Raw genomic sequence first — 18,233 nt, forward strand, 5'->3', positions numbered from 1 at the left:
TGCGAGCGGCTCGCCCTTTCTCGGGCTCAACCGCGTTTGCGCGCGCGCTGGTAACTGCCGAGCAAGCGCACCGAATTGCATTGGAAGGACAGTTCCTCCAGCGCTGTATCGACGCGGGGATTTCCCGGTGCACCCTCGATATCGCAATAGAACATCGTGGCGGCAAAGCTCGCGCCCTTCTGGTAGCTTTCCAGCTTGGTCATGTTGACGCCATTCGTCGCGAAGCAGCCCAGCGCCTTGTATAGCGCGGCGGGCACGTTCTTCACCTCGAAGATGAATGTGGTCATGGCCTCTTCATCGGCCAGCTCGTCTGCCGAGCGCGCATCCTTGGCGAGAACCACGAAGCGCGTGGTGTTGTCTTGCGCGTCCTCGACCGCGCTTTCCACGATCTTCAGGCCATACAATTCCGCCGCCATCGGCGGGGCGAGCGCGGCGATGGTCGGGTCCTGTTCTTCCGCCACGAATGCTGCCGCGCCCGCGGTGTCGGCATGGCTCATCGGGACGATGCCGCGCTCGCGCAGGTAGATGCGCGACTGGCCCAGCGCCTGGGGGTGGCTATAGGCTGCCTCGAAGGGACCGTCGCCGGTCGCCATCAGCGCATGGGTGATGGGCATGAAATGCTCTGCCACGATGGACAGCCCGCTTTCCGGGAGCAGGAAGTGGATATCCGCCACGCGGCCGTGCTGGCTGTTCTCGATCGGGATCATCGCGCAGCCTGCCGCGCCAGTCTTCACCGCATCGAGCGCATCCTGGAAGCCGAGGAATGGCAGGGGCAGTGCGTCGGGCGCGAATTGCATCGCCGCCTGGTGCGAATTCGAACCGGGCGCTCCACCGAACGCGATCGCGCGTTCCGGATCGGCGGCGGCGGCTTGGCGCATGGAATCGACCATGGCGAGTGCGGGCTTGGCGAAATTACGCATGGGGCCGTGCTGCTAAGCCGCGACTGTGCCTATCGCAAGCGCTATTGCGCAGCCTGCACTTGCGCGAGCGCGGCGAGGGCACTAGAGCGGCGCCCAACCACAGACCTTTCGGATTCTTGCAGGCTTTCAAGCAATGGACGATCGTTTCAATACCGCTTCCGGTTGGGTGCTCTTCGCCGGTATCGTCGCTCTCGGGGCGTCGATCGCATCGGGAATGTACTTCCACGCCGACGACAACAGCTATCCCGAAGGCGAAGACTTCGGCTACTTCGTCAAGGGCGAAGAAGTCGGCACGGAAGAAGCAGGGCCCGATCTCGGCACGCTTCTGGCCAGCGCAGATGCTGCAGCCGGCGAAAAGGTTTTCGCCAAGTGCACGGCTTGCCACACCATCGACCAGGGCGGCGCGAACGGCATCGGCCCGAATCTTTACGGTGTCATGGGCACGGCGATCGGTTCGCATGCTGCCGGCTTCGCCTACAGCTCTGCCCTCACCGACAAGGGCGGCCAGTGGACCTGGGAAAACATGAACGAATGGCTCAAGAGCCCGCGCGGTTTCGCTGCCGGCACCAAGATGAGCTTCGCCGGTCTTTCCAAGCCCGAAGATCGCGCCAACGTCATGGAATTCATGGCGACCTATGGCGGCGCTCCGGCGAAGCCCGAACCGGCTCCGGTCGAAGAAGCTGCTGCCGAGGGTGAAGACGCCCCCGGTGCAGGTCCCGGTCCCGTCGAAGGTGCCGAAGCAGGCGCAGCCGAAGCAGCAGGCGCGATGAGCGCGGACCAGCCGGTCCCCGCAGCCAATGCAGCGGGCGACAACGCAGGCGCGACCAAGGTCGACTAAGCGTTCACTCCCACGAATTTAAGGAAAGCCCCGCTCCGGCGGGGTTTTTCGTATCTGTCGCAGGCGCTGCGTCAGTTGCCCTTGAAGCCCTGCGCGATCACGTACCATTCGCTCGAACCCTTGCGGCTCGCGGGCGGCTTGGCGTGTTTCACGGTCTTGAAGTGCTTCTTGAGCAGGTCGAGCAGGTCCTTGTCGGTGCCGCCCGCAAGGACCTTGGCGAGGAAAGTGCCGCCTTTCTCCAGGTTCTCGACCGCAAACCATGCCCCTGCCTCGACAAGGCCCATCGTGCGCAGGTGGTCGGTCTGCTTGTGGCCCACGGTATTGGCGGCCATGTCGCTCATGACGAGGTCGGCCTTGCCGCCGAGCGCCTCTTCAAGCACGCGCGGCGCATCGTCGTCCATGAAATCCATCTGGAAGATGGTGACGCCTTCGATCGGCTCCACTTCGAGCAGGTCGATCCCGACGATATCGGCCTTGGGCACGACCTTGCGTGCGACCTGGCTCCATCCGCCCGGAGCGATGCCGAGATCGACGATCCGTTTGGCACCCTTAAGGATGCCGAATTTCTCGTCCATCTCGATCAGCTTGTAAGCGGCGCGGCTGCGATAGCCGTCGGCCTTGGCCTGTTTCACATAAGGGTCGTTGAGCTGGCGCTGGAGCCAGCGTGTCGAGGATTCGCTGCGCTTCTTGGCGGTGCGTACCCGCGTGTCGCGATCCTTGCCCGAACGGCTCATACGTCCTGCTCCCTCATGCGTTGCACGGCGACGCGGCTGCGCTCCCCGTCGGCATCGGCGGCCATCAGGCTGCGCAGGATGCCCTCGCGAATACCGCGATCGGCCACGCCCAGCGTTTCGGACGGCCAGATGTCGAGGATCGATTCCAGGATCGCGCAGCCTGCCACGACCAGATTGGCGCGGTCGTCACCGATGCACGGCAATTGCTGGCGATCCTGCCCGCTCATCCGCGAAAGGCGGGTCGAGATATTGCGCATCGCCTGCGATTCCAGGATCAGCCCGTCCACCGCCCGGCGGTCGTACTGCGGCAGTTCGAGATGCAGGCTTGCAAGGGTAGTCACGGTGCCGCTCGTGCCGAGCAGGCGAATGGGGTGCTCGCCCCCGATATGGCTTTCGATCCGCTGCGCGAAGTCGGCGAAGCTGTCGCGGACGGTGCGGCGCATCCGGTTGTAGCGGTCGAGCCGGGTTTCGAGGCTTTCGTCCGATCCTGTCACCGTATCGGTAAGGGATACGACGCCCCACGGCACGCTCATCCAGTCGAGGATGCGCGGGACCGCGCCGCTAGGTTCGACGAGGACCAGTTCGGTCGACCCGCCGCCGATATCGAAAATCACCGCAGGACCCGGCCCGTCTTCGAGCAGGATATGGCACCCAAGGACCGCCAGGCGCGCTTCTTCCTGCGCGGAGATGATGTCGAGCACGATGCCCGTTTCCTCGCGCACGCGCTCGATAAAAGCCTCGCCGTTCGAGGCGCGGCGGCAGGCTTCGGTGGCGACCGATCGGGCGAGGTGGACGTGGCGGCGGCGCAGTTTTTCCGCACAGACGTGCAGGGCGGCGAGCGTGCGCTCCATCGAAGCGTCGGACAGCTTGCCGCTGGCGGCAAGGCCCTCACCGAGGCGTACGACGCGGCTGAAGGCATCGATGACGGTGAAGTTCTCGCCCGAGGGGCGGGCGATCAGGAGGCGGCAGTTATTGGTGCCGAGATCGAGCGCGGCATAGGCCTGCCGCCGCTGGTGCGGACGGGCTTGCGATTGCTGTTGCTGCTTCGCTTTGTCGAAAGGATTGCGCGGCTTTTCCCCGGCACGCGGTTGCGCCGCGCGGGAGGCCGGTTTGCGGCCTTTCTTGCCATCGGGCCGGGAAGGGCGCTTGTAGCGGAAATCGGCTACCTTGCCGGACGTGCCGCCCCTCTTTTTCCCATGCCCCCTTTTACTGTCCGGCGGAGATTGATCCGCCATGGGGTATCTTCTTTCTATCCTCCCGCACGAACCATCGCGCACGGGGACTTGGCGGTGATGCTAGCGACGAGTGGGCCTGGGGGCAAGCACAAGGGTTGACCTAGGGAAGGAGCGAAACTAAGTGCGCCTCCTCTCCCGGCATCGCTTGCGATTCTCGCGCATGGCCGGTGATGATGATGCCCCGTCGTCTAATGGTAAGACTACGGACTCTGACTCCGTCAATTGAGGTTCGAATCCTCACGGGGCATCCATCATTCCTTAGCGAAAACAAGGTGATAGCGGGTTGCCACCCCATTCCTCGTGTTGCGCCATGTTCCGCAGCTAATTCCTTGTAATTACGCAGAATCCGTTCCATCCTCGGCGGCTCCATGCAACATGGGTGCAACATGGGAGGGCGTGGTGTTTGTCATCGACGATTTGAAAATTATCGAGGCTGAGGCTTTGACCTTTGGTCAATTCGCCTTTGTCGAGCACGAAAACTCTAAGGCGTTCGTAGGGAAGATTCCCAACGGCGATCCTGTGGTAATTTTTCTTGATGATTGGGAAAGCGAGAACCTCGCATATCCGCATGTTCTGTCAGGATTTGCGGTCATAGTTGAGGATGCCTTTTTCGAAGTTGACATTGAGACCGCTTCACGGGGGGATAGGGCAACGTCGAAGCCTGGCTCAGTGATCCTTGACGGCAAAAAATTAGCAGTCCTCGCTTACGGCAAAGAAGGAAAGCCTATTTCAATCCTCGTCGGCGAATACGAAGGTTCCACTGCGCCATACTCTGTGGCATTTTCGGCGTGGAGAGTGGTTAGAAAAGAGGGAGCTAAGCTTCGAACGCTCTTCGAAATGAAGCCTAGAACCTAACCTCGCATGCGGTGATCGTCGCGCCCCTGTGACCACACTCCCGGCACTTTGCCCGGTCCTCCAAGCTGGCAATGGAAAGCGGGGCGCGCTGGCGGTTTAGCTCCACCATCAGCTCGATTGCGTTGGCTTCAATGACGCGTCCGCAACCAAGGCAGGTTATACGAAGATTGTAGCCGCGGCGGGCAAATTCATTGACAGAATCGAGGGAGTGGCGTGCCATTCCTTATATTGGAACAGAAAGGGAACGCAGGTCAATTGGAACACGAGTTTCGCCCGCTCGTTTTAGACGGTGTAGAGCGCATTCCACGGAGCGTCATTGCATGCGCCAAACTGTCTCATGCGGACCGTTCAATACGTCCCCGTAAAAAGTGGAAACGGTCCGCTCTAGCCCCCACTTCCTTGCTTCGATATTTCTATGTTAGGCGGAGCATAGAGCCACCTAGGCCTGTCTGCTAGGAAAGGCCGGGGGAACAATTGACCAGCGTGAATTGGAAAAGCCGAAGGGGTTGGTTTCGGGCTTGGCTCGTCCTTTCTGTTGGATGGTTCATCTATGCCAACGCAACAAAGTCGATCCCATCGCACATTCCGACTGTACCCGTCAGCTCTTTCCTTCTTGCTGGGGAGGAAAACGCTCGCAAACAGGTCGATGAACTGGTTCGCCTCATCCCAAACCTTGAAGAGTTGGCAAATGAGAAGTGTGTGACGGACACTGTAACCGCGGACTGGGTTGAGCTGCCAGCAGCCCCTAAGAAGCCAACTAGCCCTGATCCACTTGCCACGAGGATGCGTGGCGAAATACCAACCTTTGAAGTTCAGAGTGAGTGGACCAAATTTAATCGGGCCGAATTGGATCGCTCCATCGCAATCATGGATGCCGTCCCTGCGTTCAGATTAGAGGGCCGCAATTCCGCGACGCACAAGCTGAGTGTTTCCTGTGACTCGAAGACTGAGTGGAAACAGAGGTGGCTAGCATGGACGGTTCATGTTTTTGGACCACCAATTATCGTCCCGCTTTTGTTGTTTTTCCTGTTCGCTGGCGGACGCTGGATTCTTAGAGGGTTCATTAGTGAATCTAGGCAAGAGGAATGAGTGCACCGATGGAATGTTGGTTGAAGCTATCGCCGGGTTTCCTCGCAGAGCTTCATTCCATCCCAACCCGGTTTCTCCCCGCACTTAAAACCGCATTCGTAGCTGCCAGATGTTTTTTCCAATTGCTGAAGCAAGCCGATGGCTGCTTGCTGGCAAAGCTCAAATGTCTTGAAACCCCTGATCTCAAGATGCTGAGTTAGATCTTCCGAGTTAGGATACACGAACGCGTCCCATTGGTTGGGCCGAGGGTCTCGATCGCAGCCAAATAGGAGTAGAGCAAAGGATAGCAGCCCGATAACTTGTAGGCCGCCCCAGAAAAACGCTTCATTCCTAAAAGTACGTTCGCAGTTCTCGTCCTTCTGAGAGGTCCAGTCCCCTTTCAACACCAAGGCTCCCTTCGACCTGTCCAGGTGCGAGCAAGACCTTCATTGACAAGCTGATCGCCAAGCGACCGACCGTTGGAGACAAGTATCCGAAGTTTCCTGCCGTAGCGGTCCTCATCACGCGAACCGACGCGTTTGACCTCAAATGGGTGCGAATTCATCAGCTCCTGTAGGCGGTCGCGTGCTTTGATGCCTTGCTGAAATTCCCAGTCGCACTTCGGCTGCCCGATTTCGGGCGTATCAATGTCGGCAATGCGAATTTTGATTCCGTCGATCCAAACAGTATCGCCGTCGACCACGCAATTCTGTCGCACCATCCCACAGACTGAGTAAGTCCTTTGAGACTGAGCGCTGGCCGCCGTCCCGAGACCCTGCGTGACAAGCATTCCAATTCCGAACGTGGCGAGAAACCCTGCCACGCCGATTGCGACCGAAGTTCGAGAAATTGTCACCACTAAAATTGCTTCTGCGTTTCCTCTGGCACGAAACGCTGACATTGACCGATATAGTCACCTGCCTTCCCGGAGATCGAAATTGCACCTGTGTAGCGATCCACGCGCATCTTCGGATTATTAAACGGGTTCACGCTGATCGAGGCGGTGATCTCGTTTTCCTTGATCTTGATCTTGTTCAACTTGAACCAACCATCTTCCCCTCCGCGTATCGGGGGGAGCATGATCTTGGGCATTCGAAGGCGACCTTCGCCGTCCTCGATAAAAAGGGCAACTTGGTCTCCGAAGCCATCACGGCGGGTCCCGGTGATCGTCATGTTGGTTGAGCCGCTAACGTCTCCAATATGCCGCCCGTAATTACTCACACTGCCGCTGAAGCTTCCGTATCCGTCAACTTGATCGATCTTGTTGGCAGCGCCCGTGCCACCGCAAATGAGATCCAGGCGCCCCCCCTGCTCAATTGGCGGTCCTTGTGGCCGTTCTGCTTGCTGTGTTGTGCTCTCGGCCTCTGCTTCGGAATTGGACTCCGCTAGAGTTTTACTTGGCGCAGAAGGCTCTGCTTTCGTCTCATCCTCAGACTTCTCCGAACTGTGCGGATAAATTTTGCCGCTCGTTTGAATCCGCGACTGCGCGAATGAGGCTTGCGCATGGCTTAGCGCTGCGAAGACCGCCAAGCCACTAACGATAAAGACTGGAAGGTGCTGCATCAATTACTCCCCCAACAATTACGGTCTGAGCCCAACCCGCGTTGGGCGAATAATCGATTGTTGCATAGTACAGAAAAATAGAACAACCCTCTATCGGGAAATATATTATCTACGCGGGGGGTATATGAGCACGCTCTTATGTTACGCAGTGAATCCGGCAAGCGGAGTCAAGCAGCCAGTCTATGAAGGCTGGAATTGGCCGGCATTTTTCTTCGGCATCTTCTGGTGCATGGCGAAGGGTCTTTGGAAGCATGCGGCGATTCTCTTTATCCTTCTCTTGTTTACGGCGTGGATTCCAGTGCTCGGCTGGTTGGTCGCAATCGGCTCATGGTTTTTTCTTGGTGCAAACGGTAACGACATCGTAGCAAACAATCTTCTGGAACGTGGATTTGTCACGGAAGGCTCGGGCGCGATGCACGGCGAAGAAACGCGAACTCGAGCGGTTCGCATCACGAGTGGGGCCCCTCCCGAAGATAAGACGCAGGACGACATGTTCGGCAGTTTAGAGAAGCTGCACGGCCTTTATAAATCGGGCGCTCTTACCGAAGAAGAGTACGCAGTCCAAAAGGCTCGAATCCTTAAATCATGACTGACGCCTGAGAAGCGGAGGTTCCGGCAGGCGAACAAGCAAGGCGTGGGGAAGCCATCGCCATGCAAGGTGAGTTTCGCCTGCCGTCCCCTCTGAATCCGCTGCGGCGAGTGAAGCAGCCGCAGCGCAAGGAAAGGCGCGGGTGACTATCCCGCGCCAAACTGATTAAGCTACGTTCCCGAAGTCACCGAAGCTGAGTGCGGTCGGGTTCCTGATCGCAATGCCCAGGCGGCTCTCACAACGGATCGTCACGAGGTTGCGAACAAAGTTGTCGCCGTCCTCAGTCGAAAGCTGCACAGTGGGTGCCTGCCTGTCATACAGCGTGGCCGCGCGTGCGAAGTCACCGACAAGGAACTTATCGACTGAGATTGCCGTCGTAGGGACCACCGGAAGGCCAAACAGGTTAGGCGCAACGCTCGCCTGCGGATCGCCGAGAATATACTTCCCGTCACCGTCCTTGAGCAGGCGCATCCGCATCCAGTCGGAAGGGTGTACCGCAACGCCGTTCGGCTCATAATCCGCCAACGACACCTGCAAAGCAGCAAGCGCAATCTTGTCGATCATGTTTTCCGACGCCGGGGCAAACTCTGCCGAGTAGGCCGTGGCGTTGGTAATCAGGCCGTCGAGGTTCGGGCTTACACCGTCACCGTTCAGAAGCTGCGCATCCTCCGCAAGGGCGAGGCCAAAGCGAAGCTCATTGTCGATGACCGACGCAAGCTGTGGGCTATCGTCGAGGATCTGAACGCTGGCCTTGGTCCAGTGCGCAATCGTGCGCATCGGCAGGTTCAAAAGCTCGAAGGCGTAATCCGATTCAGCCTTCAGTGCGCCTTCCGCCTGCGTGGCGGCGTTATTCGTGCGCGTGGTCTGGTTGACCCAATCAACCGAGCCATTGCTGGTATTCACTACCGTAAGCAGGTCGCGAATGCGCGGAGTACGCCGGGCGATAAGGTTTGGCGTGTTCTCGCGCATCGGATCGGCAAAAGCGCCGCCGCTTGCTGCCGCACTGGTGATGTCTTTCACCTCCAGGCGAACGCGCCCCGGCTGCGACTCTTTCACTTCCGAAAGGGCCTTTACCTGATCGCTTTCGGCAATCTGCTCGCCCCAGCTCTTCGCGAGGTAGTCCCCGCTAGGGCCACTGCGCGCATATTTCTGTTCCATCTCGTTTAGGCGCGAGTTGGTTTCGCGAAAGCGGTTGTCGATCGACGCCTTCACTTCGTTGGCCAGTTCGGCGGCGGTTTTGGTCTGCAAAGTCATGTCGTTTTAATCCCGTCTAAGTCTAATCTCTGGAGGATCGCGACGGGCAAGGCTGGGCCGTAACTCGTGTGCGATCTCGACACAGGAAAGCAGGCGCAAAGCCGCGCTCTCCAAAAGGCCCTATTGCCGCCAGACTCGCTCCGGACTTGGCTTTTCAGGCTATGTCGCCGACCGCCCCGGACTCGCTCCGGGCAACGTTACAGCGTGTTCTCCAGCCTCTCGCTGGAAGGAACGGTTAGCGACTAGCACAAAAGGGGAACAAAGTCAAGGTTAGAAAGCCTTTATCCAAGCATCTCCGAAGCGCCGGACGCGCTCGCCTTGGCCTTCCAGCCAGTCCGCTGTTTTATCTCTCCCGCCCGCCTTCAGGGATCGTTCGGTTGCTGCCGTCATGAGGGCAGACATGATCGATCGCTCAGAGCATCCAGCGACCAGGAGGTTGTCGATCCATTCGTGTGCCTTCAGGAGGAGGGCGGCGGTTTCTTGCATCTCTTCGTTCATGTTTTGTCCTCCCACTGCCTCGCGCGCGGGCGCGGGCGAAAAGCTGTATTTGCGGTTTCAAACGGATATCACGTCGCTCCGTGGCTCTTTGGCTGTAGAGTTCACCCGTCCCCCCTGAGGCTGTTTGCAAACTCGATGACGCTCTTGCGCTTCTCGTCGCCTTCAATTCGGATGATCGCCTGAATAGCCATGAGGCAGGCCGCGTCGTCCGCGCTCTCCATTCCCATTAGGTAGAGTTCGGCGATTGCATCATCGATGATTGCGCGGGTCTTGGCCTGAAGGTCGCTATGCTTACGGTCGTTCATAAGGTCACTCCTCTATCGGCCAGCCGTCCACGCCGAATGTCGGCTTGATGCGGTGGCCCTTGTCGCGAAGGTTCTTTTCGAGGTGACAGGGTTTGCACAGGATCTCCAAGTTGCTCGGATCATCCGTGCCACCCTTGGCTTTCGGCGTGATGTGGTCGCACTGATTGCCAGCTCGCACGCGGCCCCTGCGCTTGCATTCTTGGCAAAGGTGTTTGTCGCGTTCGAGGATGACCTTGCGCAGCTTGTCCCAGGCAGTGCCGTAGCCTTGCTGGTGGCGTGTCTTGCCGCCTTTGTCCCATGCCTTGCGTGTCATGGTCGCTGCCCCAGGATCTGATCTGTGAGCGCGAGAGTTTCACTTCCACGCCGATCCTGAGGTTTAAGACGCTGTCGCAATGAAGCGCCTCCCACGGGCCACCATCGCGGTCGATGTTGTGCGGTCCAATCGTGATCGAGTTCGCAACGGGTGGAATTGGGCCACGTGCAATTTGGGCTATCAAAACGGTCGTTTTTCTCCGCCCTGGTATGGCTAATATATAAGCGTTGAGACATGGTCAGCAGACTCCCTCAGACAACTTTGGCTGTTTTGCGTGCTTTTGCGGTTTCGACTGCTGACATTGCCTCAGCAGACATTTTCGACCCTGCTGACCCACCCTCAGCAGACGTGCTTGCATCTGCTGAGACGTGGTCAACGCCGTTTTTTCGCGGCCAGTCGCGGTATTCATTCGTCGCGGGCTTGATGAATGGCGGGCTGCCGCTGGAGATAAAGGTGAGACGATACTGCCTAGAGTGCCGCTCTTTCCAAATGCTCTCCGCTGCTATGTCGAGCAGACCGCGTTCGATGGTGTCAGCGATAGCGCGGGCAATCCGGCTATAGTTCTGATTGCCAAGGTCCTCGCCTAGCTCGCGATAGCTGCATCCTATCTGCCCGTTATTATAACCATTGAAGCGGGACAGGATCGCCAGCAGGACAGCTCGTCCGTATAGGTCGAGGCTGCGATAGGCTTCGCTCTTGTGGACGACTTTGGGAAGCCCGATTAGGCCATCCCCGCGCGTGTCAGCCCGATGGTCTGCGCTGTATTTCTTGCGCCTACCCATACCGTCACCTTACCGTTCGCTTGCGCCGGATCGGCTTGACGTTGACGAGGTCGGGCGGTGGCTCGTTAAATGCCTCTGTCACCGCCTTTCCCGATGACATTGCAAGACTAGCGAGCTGATGACGCGTCAGGGCTAGGGTGATGGGTTCACCATCGCCGCTAGGCATTGACACGAACGTCAGATCGCCTTCGCGTCTAATGGTCGCGTTACCTGTTGCTAGGACAATCATTCGGCGTCCTCCGGCTCCCGTCCGTTATGCTCGCAGCCGCCGGGGTCCGATATTTGGCAGCCTGCACCGTGCCAAGGTCTTGCTGGCCAATCGGCGAAGTCATCTTCCGCCGCTGTGGCTTCTTTATCGGGATCGCCATCGGCAAGGTCGAGGAGGTCAATCGCAACTGCAATGAAGCCTTCAATCTCCGTCCTGCTATGCCGTGCGAGAATGCGGAGCACAGGGGCGGGGGGAACGCCTCGCGCAAGCGAGGTTAGGGGAATGGTTTTCGTTTCAGCCATTGTCGGCCTCCATCGGGAACCAGGACAGGCGTGAGAGCCACAAAAGGCGCGCGCGATGTGCCTGATTTGCTTGAAGTGTCGGGCGATTTCGGCTAGTGAGAGCTTCGAAGTGTCCAGCTTCAATGGAAGCCCTCTGAGCCGTGCTCAGGGGGTTTTTCTTTGCCTCGTCCTTAGACAGCCTCCGAGCGGAAAGCCGCTTCGAGTTCGGACTTGCGAAAGAACAATCGCCGTCCCTTGCGGATGACGGGCAGTTCACCGCTTTCGACAAGATGATAAATAGCGCGGCGGGGCAGGCCGCAATACGACGCGGCTGCTTGTGCGCCACGGATGAGATCATGATTTAGCATTAGGCCAACTCCGTTGAAGATCATTCTTCGACTGCGAAGAACAATCCTTATCTACTGGCTTCGCTTGATTCCGTCAAGGGATAAGAATATACTTTATCTTCAACGGAGGTCTTGATGCATCACACATACGCGGAACTGGAAGCATTTCTTGCGGAAATACATAGGGTTGCGCCTGAAAAGAGGACCGCACTAAAAGGGAGGATAAAACACTTCCAAAGACTGGGGTGGCCTTCTGGCACTAATCAGGGGAAGGGCGCGCGTGTGCAGTATGGCGTTGGGCAAACCCTAAGCTTCGCCATGGGCTTCGAGCTGCTGCAACTCGGCCTCACGCCCGAAAGAGTGGTTGGCCAGATGAAATACGCAGGCGGCTATTTGGTAGATGGGTTTATTGAATGCCTGGATCAGCAGCCGGAAGATCCCGACCCGGTGTTTTATATTTTTGCACCAGAGAGCCTCCATCAGTTTCGCGGTGAAGCGGGCGAGGCTCCGGGCTTTTCAAGCATGATGCTGTCCCGGAGCGAGGTTCAAAAGATGCTTCCCATCTCCCCGCTCTTCAAGTCTCGCCGCTTCGCGTTCATCGATATGTACGAGGTGTTTTCGGCCTACGTAGAATATTTCCAGAAGGCAGGAGCGCTTGGCGAACGAGAGGAGCTTAGGGAGCCCCTCATGAAGTGGCAAAGATTGAGACAGGACGCCATTGATCGCTATTACGAACGTATTGAGGAACTAGCGAATGGCAATCCGAAAGCGTAACTGGATCGCCCCCGATGGCACGCCGAAACAGGCTTGGCTGGTCGAGTATCGCGATCAGGCCGGTAAGCGGCGCTTCAAGCAATTCCAGCGGCGAAAAGAAGCCGATGCGTGGGAGCTAAATGCGCGCGGTGAAGTCGCCAAGGGCATCCATACTCCTGACAGCGTTTCGATAACGGTCGAAAAAGCTGCCGAGCGTTGGATTGATAGCGTCCGTGCTGCCAATCGCGAACCGACTACGGTGGCCGCATACGATCAGCACGTCCGTCTGCATATTGTCCCCAAGTGCGGAGCCGTGAAGCTCTCGCAGCTCACCGCGCCGATGGTGAAGGGATATCTAAACGAATGGCTTGGCGACCTATCGCGTCCGATGGCCGTGCGGGTTTTGAGATCCTTCAAGGCAATCCTAACGAATGCGCAGGAGGAAGGGCTGGTCGCGCAAAACGTGGCGCTGGCCGTCAAGCCGTCAAGAGTCAGCCGGGAAAAGCGAAAGGTAAAGCCGCCGAGCAAATCGGACCTACGCGCCATCCTGAAGGCCGCTGAAGGCTCAAACAATATCAAGGCGGGTGCGCTTGCCACTCCGGCCATTTATAGCGGCCTGAGGGCGTCTGAGCTGCGTGGGCTGGCATGGGATAGCTTGGACCTGAAGCGCGGCACGGTAACGGTCGAGCAGCGCGCCGATGCGAAGGGTCATCTAGGCCCGCCGAAGTCGAAGGCAGGCTATCGGACAATTCCCCTGCCGAGCGGAGCGGTAACGATCCTGAAGCGGTGGAAGCTCGCTTGTCCTGCCCATGACGCGGGGCTGGTGTTCCCGAGCGAAAAGGGGAAGCCGCTCTCGCATACGGTCTTGATGAAAGACCTCATCGGCCCACTTCAGTGTTCGGCTGGTGTGACATCACAGAAGGGCGACAAGGCGCGTTATGGGATGCACGCCTTCAGGCACGCCGCTGCAAGCCTCTGGATCGACCGGGGGCTTAATCCGAAGCGGGTGCAATATCTCATGGGGCATTCGTCAATTACAGTAACATTCGACACGTATGGCCACCTTTTCGAGACAGAACTCGAAGACGCGGACGCAATCGAGGCTGCACTTTTTTCGAAGGAGAATTGAAATCATGTCTGACTGGCGCGAACGTCAAGCCGAGGTCAATTTACTAAGGGAAGAGATTCAGGAGCATCAAAAGCGCCTGTTCCTTTTTCAGCAGGAACAATCCGCAAGCCTTCAAGAGATACAAGACGAACGGGCACGCCGCGCTCCAAAGTTTGAATATCTGATTCTCGAAGACGTATCTGAGGAGGAGCTAGACATTCGGGGCGCGAACGGGTGGGAGTTAGTCAACTTTGCTAGTTACAGCGTCGGCGGCGGCGGAATGGGAGTTACCGCCTATAAGGTTCATCTTCGATACGTCTTCAAACGAGAAATGCTGCCCCTTTCAGACGAGCTACAAGCTATCTATGACGAGATGGATAACCTAAGACGCGAGATAGCAACCAAAAGCGCACGCGTTGACGCTCTGGTCGATTAGTCGATGCAACACCAGTGCAACACCAGTGCAACACAGGCCGGATTTTGATTTAATTTCAATGCTCATCCGCGGACTCTGACTCCGTCAATTGAGGTTCGAATCCTCACGGGGCATCCACTTCTCATTCCCTTTGCTCTCTTGCCAAGAGCCCGCCGCGGGGTAACCCTCGCGGTCGATGGGTAAACTTGCACCTGGCCGCAAGGCCATTGTCGTCTCGTTCGCGATCGCAGCAGCTGCGGTTGCGATCCTGCTTGCGATGGATCGCCCGCAAATCTGCGAATGCGGCTATGTTAAGCTGTGGCACGGGCTGATCAACGATGCGGGTAACAGTCAGCATATCGCGGACTGGTATACGCCCAGCCACATCATCCATGGCATGATCTTCTACGCGCTGGGCTGGTGGATCTTCGCCAAGCGCGGATGGGGAGGGACGCAGGCGGCCTCGCGCTGGGGCTTGCCGCTGGCGGTGTTTCTCGAGGCAGCATGGGAAGTTGCCGAGAATACGCCGATGGTGATTGACCGCTTCCGTTCGGTCACGGCGAACTTCGGCTATTCCGGAGACAGCGTGCTCAATTCCGCCGCAGACATCGGCTGGATGAGCTTCGGCTTCTGGCTCGCGCTGCGCCTTCCGGTGAAGTGGACGGTGGCGCTGGCCATTATCGGTGAAGTAATCGCCGGGATCGTCGTACGCGACGGGCTGGTGCTCAATGTCATCATGCTGCTTTTCCCGATCGACGCCATCGCCGAATGGCAGGCGGCGAGCACGCATGGCTGACGTGACTGTGCTGGACTCGGCCTCGCCACGGTTCTAGAGAATCTGCATCCCCGGGGAGCCATGAGGCTGAGAGGGCGGTTGAAGTCCGCCGACCCGTCGAACCTGAACCGATTAGCATCGGCGGAGGGAGTGGAGCGGCGCCAGAATACCGCTCTTCCTCCGCCTTATGGAGAGAGCACGCATGGCCGACATCAACAGCAAATTCGACATCGGCGTCACCACCGGGCCCATTCGCGGCAGCCGCAAGGTCCACGTCGGCGCGAAGTCGGGCAGCGGGGTGCAGGTCGCCATGCGCGAGATCGATCTCGAGGGCGGCGAGCCCAGCGTGCGCGTCTACGACACCTCCGGTCCCTACACCGACCCCGACGCCACGATCGACATCCGGCAGGGCCTCGAACAGAAGCGCCGCGAGTGGATCATGGCGCGCGGCGATGTCGAGGAATATGACGCGCGCGAAGTTAAGCCCGAAGACAACGGCCAGCTCGGCCCCGACCGTTCGGGCGGCGTCCCCGGCTTCCCTAATGTCGCGAAGAAGGTGCTGCGCGCCAAGCCCGGCGCTAACGTCAGCCAGATGCACTATGCCCGCCGCGGCATCATCACGCCCGAGATGGAATATGTGGCGGAACGCGAGAATTTGGGCCGCGAAATGCTGCGCGAGGAGGCAGCCCGCCTCACCGCCCGCAACGACGGCCAGCCCTGGGGTGCCGAGCTGCCCGATTACGTCACCCCCGAATTCGTCCGTGACGAAGTCGCCCGCGGCCGCGCCATCATCCCCTCGAATATCAACCACCCCGAAACCGAGCCGATGGCGATCGGGCGCAACTTCCTCGTCAAGATCAACGCCAATATCGGCAACTCCGCCGTCGCGTCCGACGTGGCGAGCGAGGTCGACAAGATGGTCTGGTCGATCCGCTGGGGCGCGGACACGGTCATGGACCTCTCCACGGGCCGCAACATCCACGACACGCGCGAGTGGATCATCCGCAACAGCCCCGTTCCGATCGGCACCGTGCCGATCTACCAGGCGCTGGAGAAGGTCGGCGGCATTGCCGAGGACCTGACCTGGGAAATCTTCCGCGACACGCTGATCGAACAGGCCGAACAGGGCGTCGACTATTTCACCATCCACGCGGGCGTGCGCCTGCCCTATGTCCCGATGACCGCCAAGCGCGTCACCGGCATCGTGTCGCGCGGCGGCTCGATCATGGCGAAATGGTGCCTCGCGCATCACAAGGAGAGCTTCCTCTACGAGCGCTTCGACGAGATCACCGAGATCATGAAGGCCTATGACATCGCCTATTCGCTGGGCGACGGCCTGCGCCCCGGCAGTATCGCCGACGCCAATGACGAAGCCCAGTTCGCCGAGCTCTACACGCTGGGCGAACTTACCAAGCGCGCCTGGGAACAGGACGTGCAGGTGATGATCGAAGGCCCCGGCCACGTGCCGATGCACAAGATCAAGGAGAACATGGACAAGCAGCTGGAAGCCTGCGGCGAAGCGCCCTTCTACACGCTCGGACCCCTCGTCACCGATATCGCGCCGGGGTACGACCACATCACCAGCGGCATCGGTGCGGCGCAGATCGGCTGGTACGGCACCGCCATGCTCTGCTACGTCACGCCCAAGGAACACCTCGGCCTGCCCGACCGCGACGATGTGAAGGTGGGCGTGGTGACCTACAAGCTCGCCGCCCACGCCGCCGACCTCGCCAAGGGCCACCCGGCCGCCAAGGTCCGCGACGACGCGCTTTCCAAGGCCCGCTTCGAATTCCGCTGGCGCGACCAGTTCAACCTCAGCCTCGACCCCGACACGGCCGAGCAATATCACGACCAGACCCTCCCCGCAGAAGGCGCCAAGACCGCCCACTTCTGCTCCATGTGCGGCCCGAAATTCTGCTCGATGAAGATCACGCAGGAAGTACGTGACTTCGCGGCGAAGCAGAACTCGGACAGCTATCTCGCGAGCGAGAACATCAAGCGCGAGACCTCTCCGCAAGAGGCCGAGGAAGCGGAGAAGGGCATGGAGGAGATGAGCGAGGTTTACCGCGAGAAGGGCGAGAAGTTGTATTTGCCGGAAGACTAGAAGGCCGAGAATTAAGCTGACACTTAATAAATAGCACCTATGTAACTCGCAAATGAAGCAGTTTGAGGTGTTATGGCTTTAGTCGATGAATTTGTCGCGGCGTTGCAGAGGAGCGGTAGAACGCTCTTCCACTTCACTGATGAGCGGAACCTGCCGACGATTCGCGCACATGGTTTACTTCCAACGTCGCAATTGGAGGCAGCAAATGTTGTCGCAGTAACTGGGGGCGACGCGGATAGCCTGGGAATTGATCGACACCACGGATATGATCGTTTTGTGCGTTTGAGTTTTTGTCGGCAGCATCCGATGTCTCATGTAGCCCGACAGCGCGGTCAGATTGATGTCGTTCGGATTCTAAGAGTTGAACCGACTGTTCTTCTCCGAGCTGGAGTTCAAATGGCTGACCGGGTGACGACGGACAATGATGTGCAACTCGGGGGTCCGAACGAGATGATCAATAGGATGGACCTTGAAGCGACTTACAAACACATAGACTGGAAGGTGCCCGCAAATTACCAGCGGAGGTTGGCCGCAGAGAAGTGGGAGGCGATGATACCGGAACGAATTGAACCCGAATTAATTGGCGGATTGTAGTGGCCCGCCGTCCTATCTTCGTGCCCCTGATCGACGGTAAGCGCTTTGTTCGCGAAATCCATGTAGATTTTCAGTGGTTTCCTGGATTTGCGAAATCGCAAAAACAGAAGAGCATACGCGCTCTACACGCTATGGCGCGTGAGCAATATCAGGTGTGCAACCCTTTAGAAGTATCTTCCAAATCGGAAGATCCAATGGGAGTTGCTCTTTCCTCATTCAATTTGAAATTCACCACGCAAAAGGGTCGAACGTTTACAGTCGAAGCGGCTTTCCAAGGTAGTAAAGTCTTCGAACGAGGTGGCCCATTTATCGATATTTTCGAGATGGAGCCCAAAGAGGCGAAAAGGGATGAGCGCCTCCGCAATAGCGGTCGTCTAACGAAGTTCTCTTTTTTTAAAGAAGATTGGCCATTAGAACCAAAGACAGCCTTTTATGACTGGCTTTACATAAATGCGCTGCTGAAAAACCCAAATTTGGCACGGAAGGTAACAGATATCGATGGCTTCACCGATATCGAATTTAACCCTGATCGATCAATCAACTGTCAGGCTCGGGCCGTCGCTCTCTATTGCGCCCTATATCACAACGATAAATTGGAAGAAGCTCTAGAATCTCCGGAGAGCTTTCGGTCTTTGTACGCTGGACGTATCTCAGACCCGCATGAGCCTGACGAGGTGGCGCGGCTCATCTGACT

At 58.3% G+C, this 18,233-nt stretch carries 22 protein-coding genes, 1 tRNA gene and 1 riboswitch; of the genes, 11 read left to right on the top strand and 12 right to left on the bottom strand.

Translation table 11 applies throughout. The features are described 5' to 3' along the window. Positions 1-26: 26 nt before the first annotated feature. The gene (locus BM173_RS04215) at positions 27-920 is read right to left on the bottom strand and encodes a prephenate dehydratase (protein ID WP_090477565.1); all 894 of its coding nucleotides are present in this window, start codon (positions 918-920) and stop codon (positions 27-29) included. 133 nt (positions 921-1,053) lie between these two features. Here BM173_RS04215 and BM173_RS04220 point away from each other — a divergent pair, with 133 nt between their 5' ends. Further along, positions 1,054-1,758 carry a c-type cytochrome gene (locus tag BM173_RS04220; RefSeq protein ID WP_090477567.1) on the top strand — a complete coding sequence of 235 codons (705 nt, stop codon included), beginning with the start codon at positions 1,054-1,056 and terminating at the stop codon, positions 1,756-1,758. Positions 1,759-1,829: 71 nt separating this feature from the next. On the opposite strand, the gene BM173_RS04225 is transcribed toward BM173_RS04220, so the two are convergent. Both BM173_RS04225 and BM173_RS04230 read right to left on the bottom strand, forming a co-directional pair. Continuing rightward, positions 1,830-2,492, bottom strand: a complete 663-nt coding sequence (locus BM173_RS04225) for an RlmE family RNA methyltransferase (RefSeq protein WP_090477569.1) — start codon at positions 2,490-2,492, stop codon at positions 1,830-1,832. Further along, positions 2,489-3,727, bottom strand: coding sequence for a Ppx/GppA phosphatase family protein (locus tag BM173_RS04230; RefSeq protein ID WP_090477571.1), 1,239 nt, complete (start codon positions 3,725-3,727; stop codon positions 2,489-2,491). The genes BM173_RS04225 and BM173_RS04230 overlap by 4 nt, the downstream gene beginning before the upstream one ends. Positions 3,728-3,904: 177 nt before the next feature. Here BM173_RS04230 and BM173_RS04235 point away from each other — a divergent pair. Continuing rightward, positions 3,905-3,978, top strand: a tRNA-Gln gene (locus tag BM173_RS04235). 148 nt (positions 3,979-4,126) lie between these two features. After that, a complete protein-coding gene (locus BM173_RS04240) occupies positions 4,127-4,582 on the top strand; it encodes a hypothetical protein (RefSeq protein WP_143089560.1) in 456 nt (151 codons plus the stop codon). Positions 4,583-6,050: 1,468 nt separating this feature from the next. Here BM173_RS04240 and BM173_RS04255 read toward each other — a convergent pair. Continuing rightward, positions 6,051-6,353, bottom strand: a complete 303-nt coding sequence (locus BM173_RS04255; protein WP_245755750.1) for a thermonuclease family protein — start codon at positions 6,351-6,353, stop codon at positions 6,051-6,053. Between the two features lie 155 nt (positions 6,354-6,508). Beyond that, on the bottom strand, positions 6,509-7,213 hold the full coding sequence (locus BM173_RS14390; protein WP_143089561.1) for a hypothetical protein: 705 nt from the start codon (positions 7,211-7,213) through the stop codon (positions 6,509-6,511). Between the two features lie 124 nt (positions 7,214-7,337). Here BM173_RS14390 and BM173_RS04265 point away from each other — a divergent pair, with 124 nt between their 5' ends. After that, the gene (locus BM173_RS04265) at positions 7,338-7,802 is read left to right on the top strand and encodes an SHOCT domain-containing protein (protein WP_090477580.1); all 465 of its coding nucleotides are present in this window, start codon (positions 7,338-7,340) and stop codon (positions 7,800-7,802) included. Positions 7,803-7,967: 165 nt separating this feature from the next. Here BM173_RS04265 and BM173_RS04270 read toward each other — a convergent pair whose 3' ends face one another. From BM173_RS04270 to BM173_RS04300, 7 genes are all read right to left on the bottom strand, one after another. Beyond that, a complete protein-coding gene (locus BM173_RS04270) occupies positions 7,968-9,056 on the bottom strand; it encodes a phage major capsid protein (protein ID WP_090477582.1) in 1,089 nt (362 codons plus the stop codon). A gap of 270 nt (positions 9,057-9,326) precedes the next feature. Beyond that, on the bottom strand, positions 9,327-9,554 hold the full coding sequence (locus BM173_RS04275; protein WP_143089562.1) for a hypothetical protein: 228 nt from the start codon (positions 9,552-9,554) through the stop codon (positions 9,327-9,329). Positions 9,555-9,655: 101 nt separating this feature from the next. Then, positions 9,656-9,859, bottom strand: coding sequence for a hypothetical protein (locus BM173_RS04280; protein ID WP_090477584.1), 204 nt, complete (start codon positions 9,857-9,859; stop codon positions 9,656-9,658). Positions 9,860-9,863: 4 nt separating this feature from the next. Then, entirely contained in the window at positions 9,864-10,172 is a 309-nt protein-coding gene (locus tag BM173_RS04285; protein ID WP_090477585.1) for an HNH endonuclease, read from the bottom strand. Positions 10,173-10,423: 251 nt separating this feature from the next. Then, positions 10,424-10,954, bottom strand: a complete 531-nt coding sequence (locus tag BM173_RS04290) for a hypothetical protein (RefSeq protein WP_090477587.1) — start codon at positions 10,952-10,954, stop codon at positions 10,424-10,426. Positions 10,955-11,179: 225 nt separating this feature from the next. Beyond that, positions 11,180-11,464: a hypothetical protein gene (locus BM173_RS14395; protein ID WP_143089563.1), complete on the bottom strand. Its 285-nt coding sequence runs from the start codon at positions 11,462-11,464 to the stop codon at positions 11,180-11,182. A 170-nt stretch (positions 11,465-11,634) separates the two neighbouring features. Next, entirely contained in the window at positions 11,635-11,811 is a 177-nt protein-coding gene (locus tag BM173_RS04300) for a helix-turn-helix domain-containing protein (protein ID WP_090478509.1), read from the bottom strand. Positions 11,812-12,108: 297 nt separating this feature from the next. On the opposite strand from BM173_RS04300, the gene BM173_RS04305 reads away from it, so the two are divergent. The 7 genes from BM173_RS04305 to BM173_RS04335 all read left to right on the top strand — a co-directional run bounded on the left by BM173_RS04305 (position 12,109) and on the right by BM173_RS04335 (position 18,231). Next, the gene (locus BM173_RS04305; RefSeq protein WP_218152622.1) at positions 12,109-12,564 is read left to right on the top strand and encodes a hypothetical protein; all 456 of its coding nucleotides are present in this window, start codon (positions 12,109-12,111) and stop codon (positions 12,562-12,564) included. Beyond that, a complete protein-coding gene (locus tag BM173_RS04310; RefSeq protein WP_090477592.1) occupies positions 12,545-13,672 on the top strand; it encodes a tyrosine-type recombinase/integrase in 1,128 nt (375 codons plus the stop codon). The genes BM173_RS04305 and BM173_RS04310 overlap by 20 nt, the downstream gene beginning before the upstream one ends. Before the next feature lie 4 nt (positions 13,673-13,676). Continuing rightward, positions 13,677-14,087, top strand: coding sequence for a hypothetical protein (locus BM173_RS04315; RefSeq protein WP_090477594.1), 411 nt, complete (start codon positions 13,677-13,679; stop codon positions 14,085-14,087). Positions 14,088-14,262: 175 nt separating this feature from the next. Then, a complete protein-coding gene (locus BM173_RS04320; protein ID WP_090477595.1) occupies positions 14,263-14,862 on the top strand; it encodes a DUF2585 family protein in 600 nt (199 codons plus the stop codon). 41 nt (positions 14,863-14,903) lie between these two features. Further along, positions 14,904-15,009: riboswitch (TPP riboswitch) on the top strand. 34 nt (positions 15,010-15,043) lie between these two features. Beyond that, a complete protein-coding gene (thiC, locus tag BM173_RS04325) occupies positions 15,044-16,945 on the top strand; it encodes a phosphomethylpyrimidine synthase ThiC (protein ID WP_090477597.1) in 1,902 nt (633 codons plus the stop codon). Positions 16,946-17,017: 72 nt separating this feature from the next. Then, positions 17,018-17,539, top strand: a complete 522-nt coding sequence (locus tag BM173_RS04330; RefSeq protein ID WP_090477598.1) for a DarT ssDNA thymidine ADP-ribosyltransferase family protein — start codon at positions 17,018-17,020, stop codon at positions 17,537-17,539. Then, positions 17,539-18,231 carry a DarT1-associated NADAR antitoxin family protein gene (locus BM173_RS04335; protein ID WP_090477600.1) on the top strand — a complete coding sequence of 231 codons (693 nt, stop codon included), beginning with the start codon at positions 17,539-17,541 and terminating at the stop codon, positions 18,229-18,231. The genes BM173_RS04330 and BM173_RS04335 overlap by 1 nt, the downstream gene beginning before the upstream one ends. Positions 18,232-18,233: the final 2 nt, after the last annotated feature.

Source organism: Qipengyuania nanhaisediminis (genome assembly GCF_900115585.1).
GTDB classification, from domain to species: Bacteria; Pseudomonadota; Alphaproteobacteria; order Sphingomonadales; family Sphingomonadaceae; genus Qipengyuania; species Qipengyuania nanhaisediminis.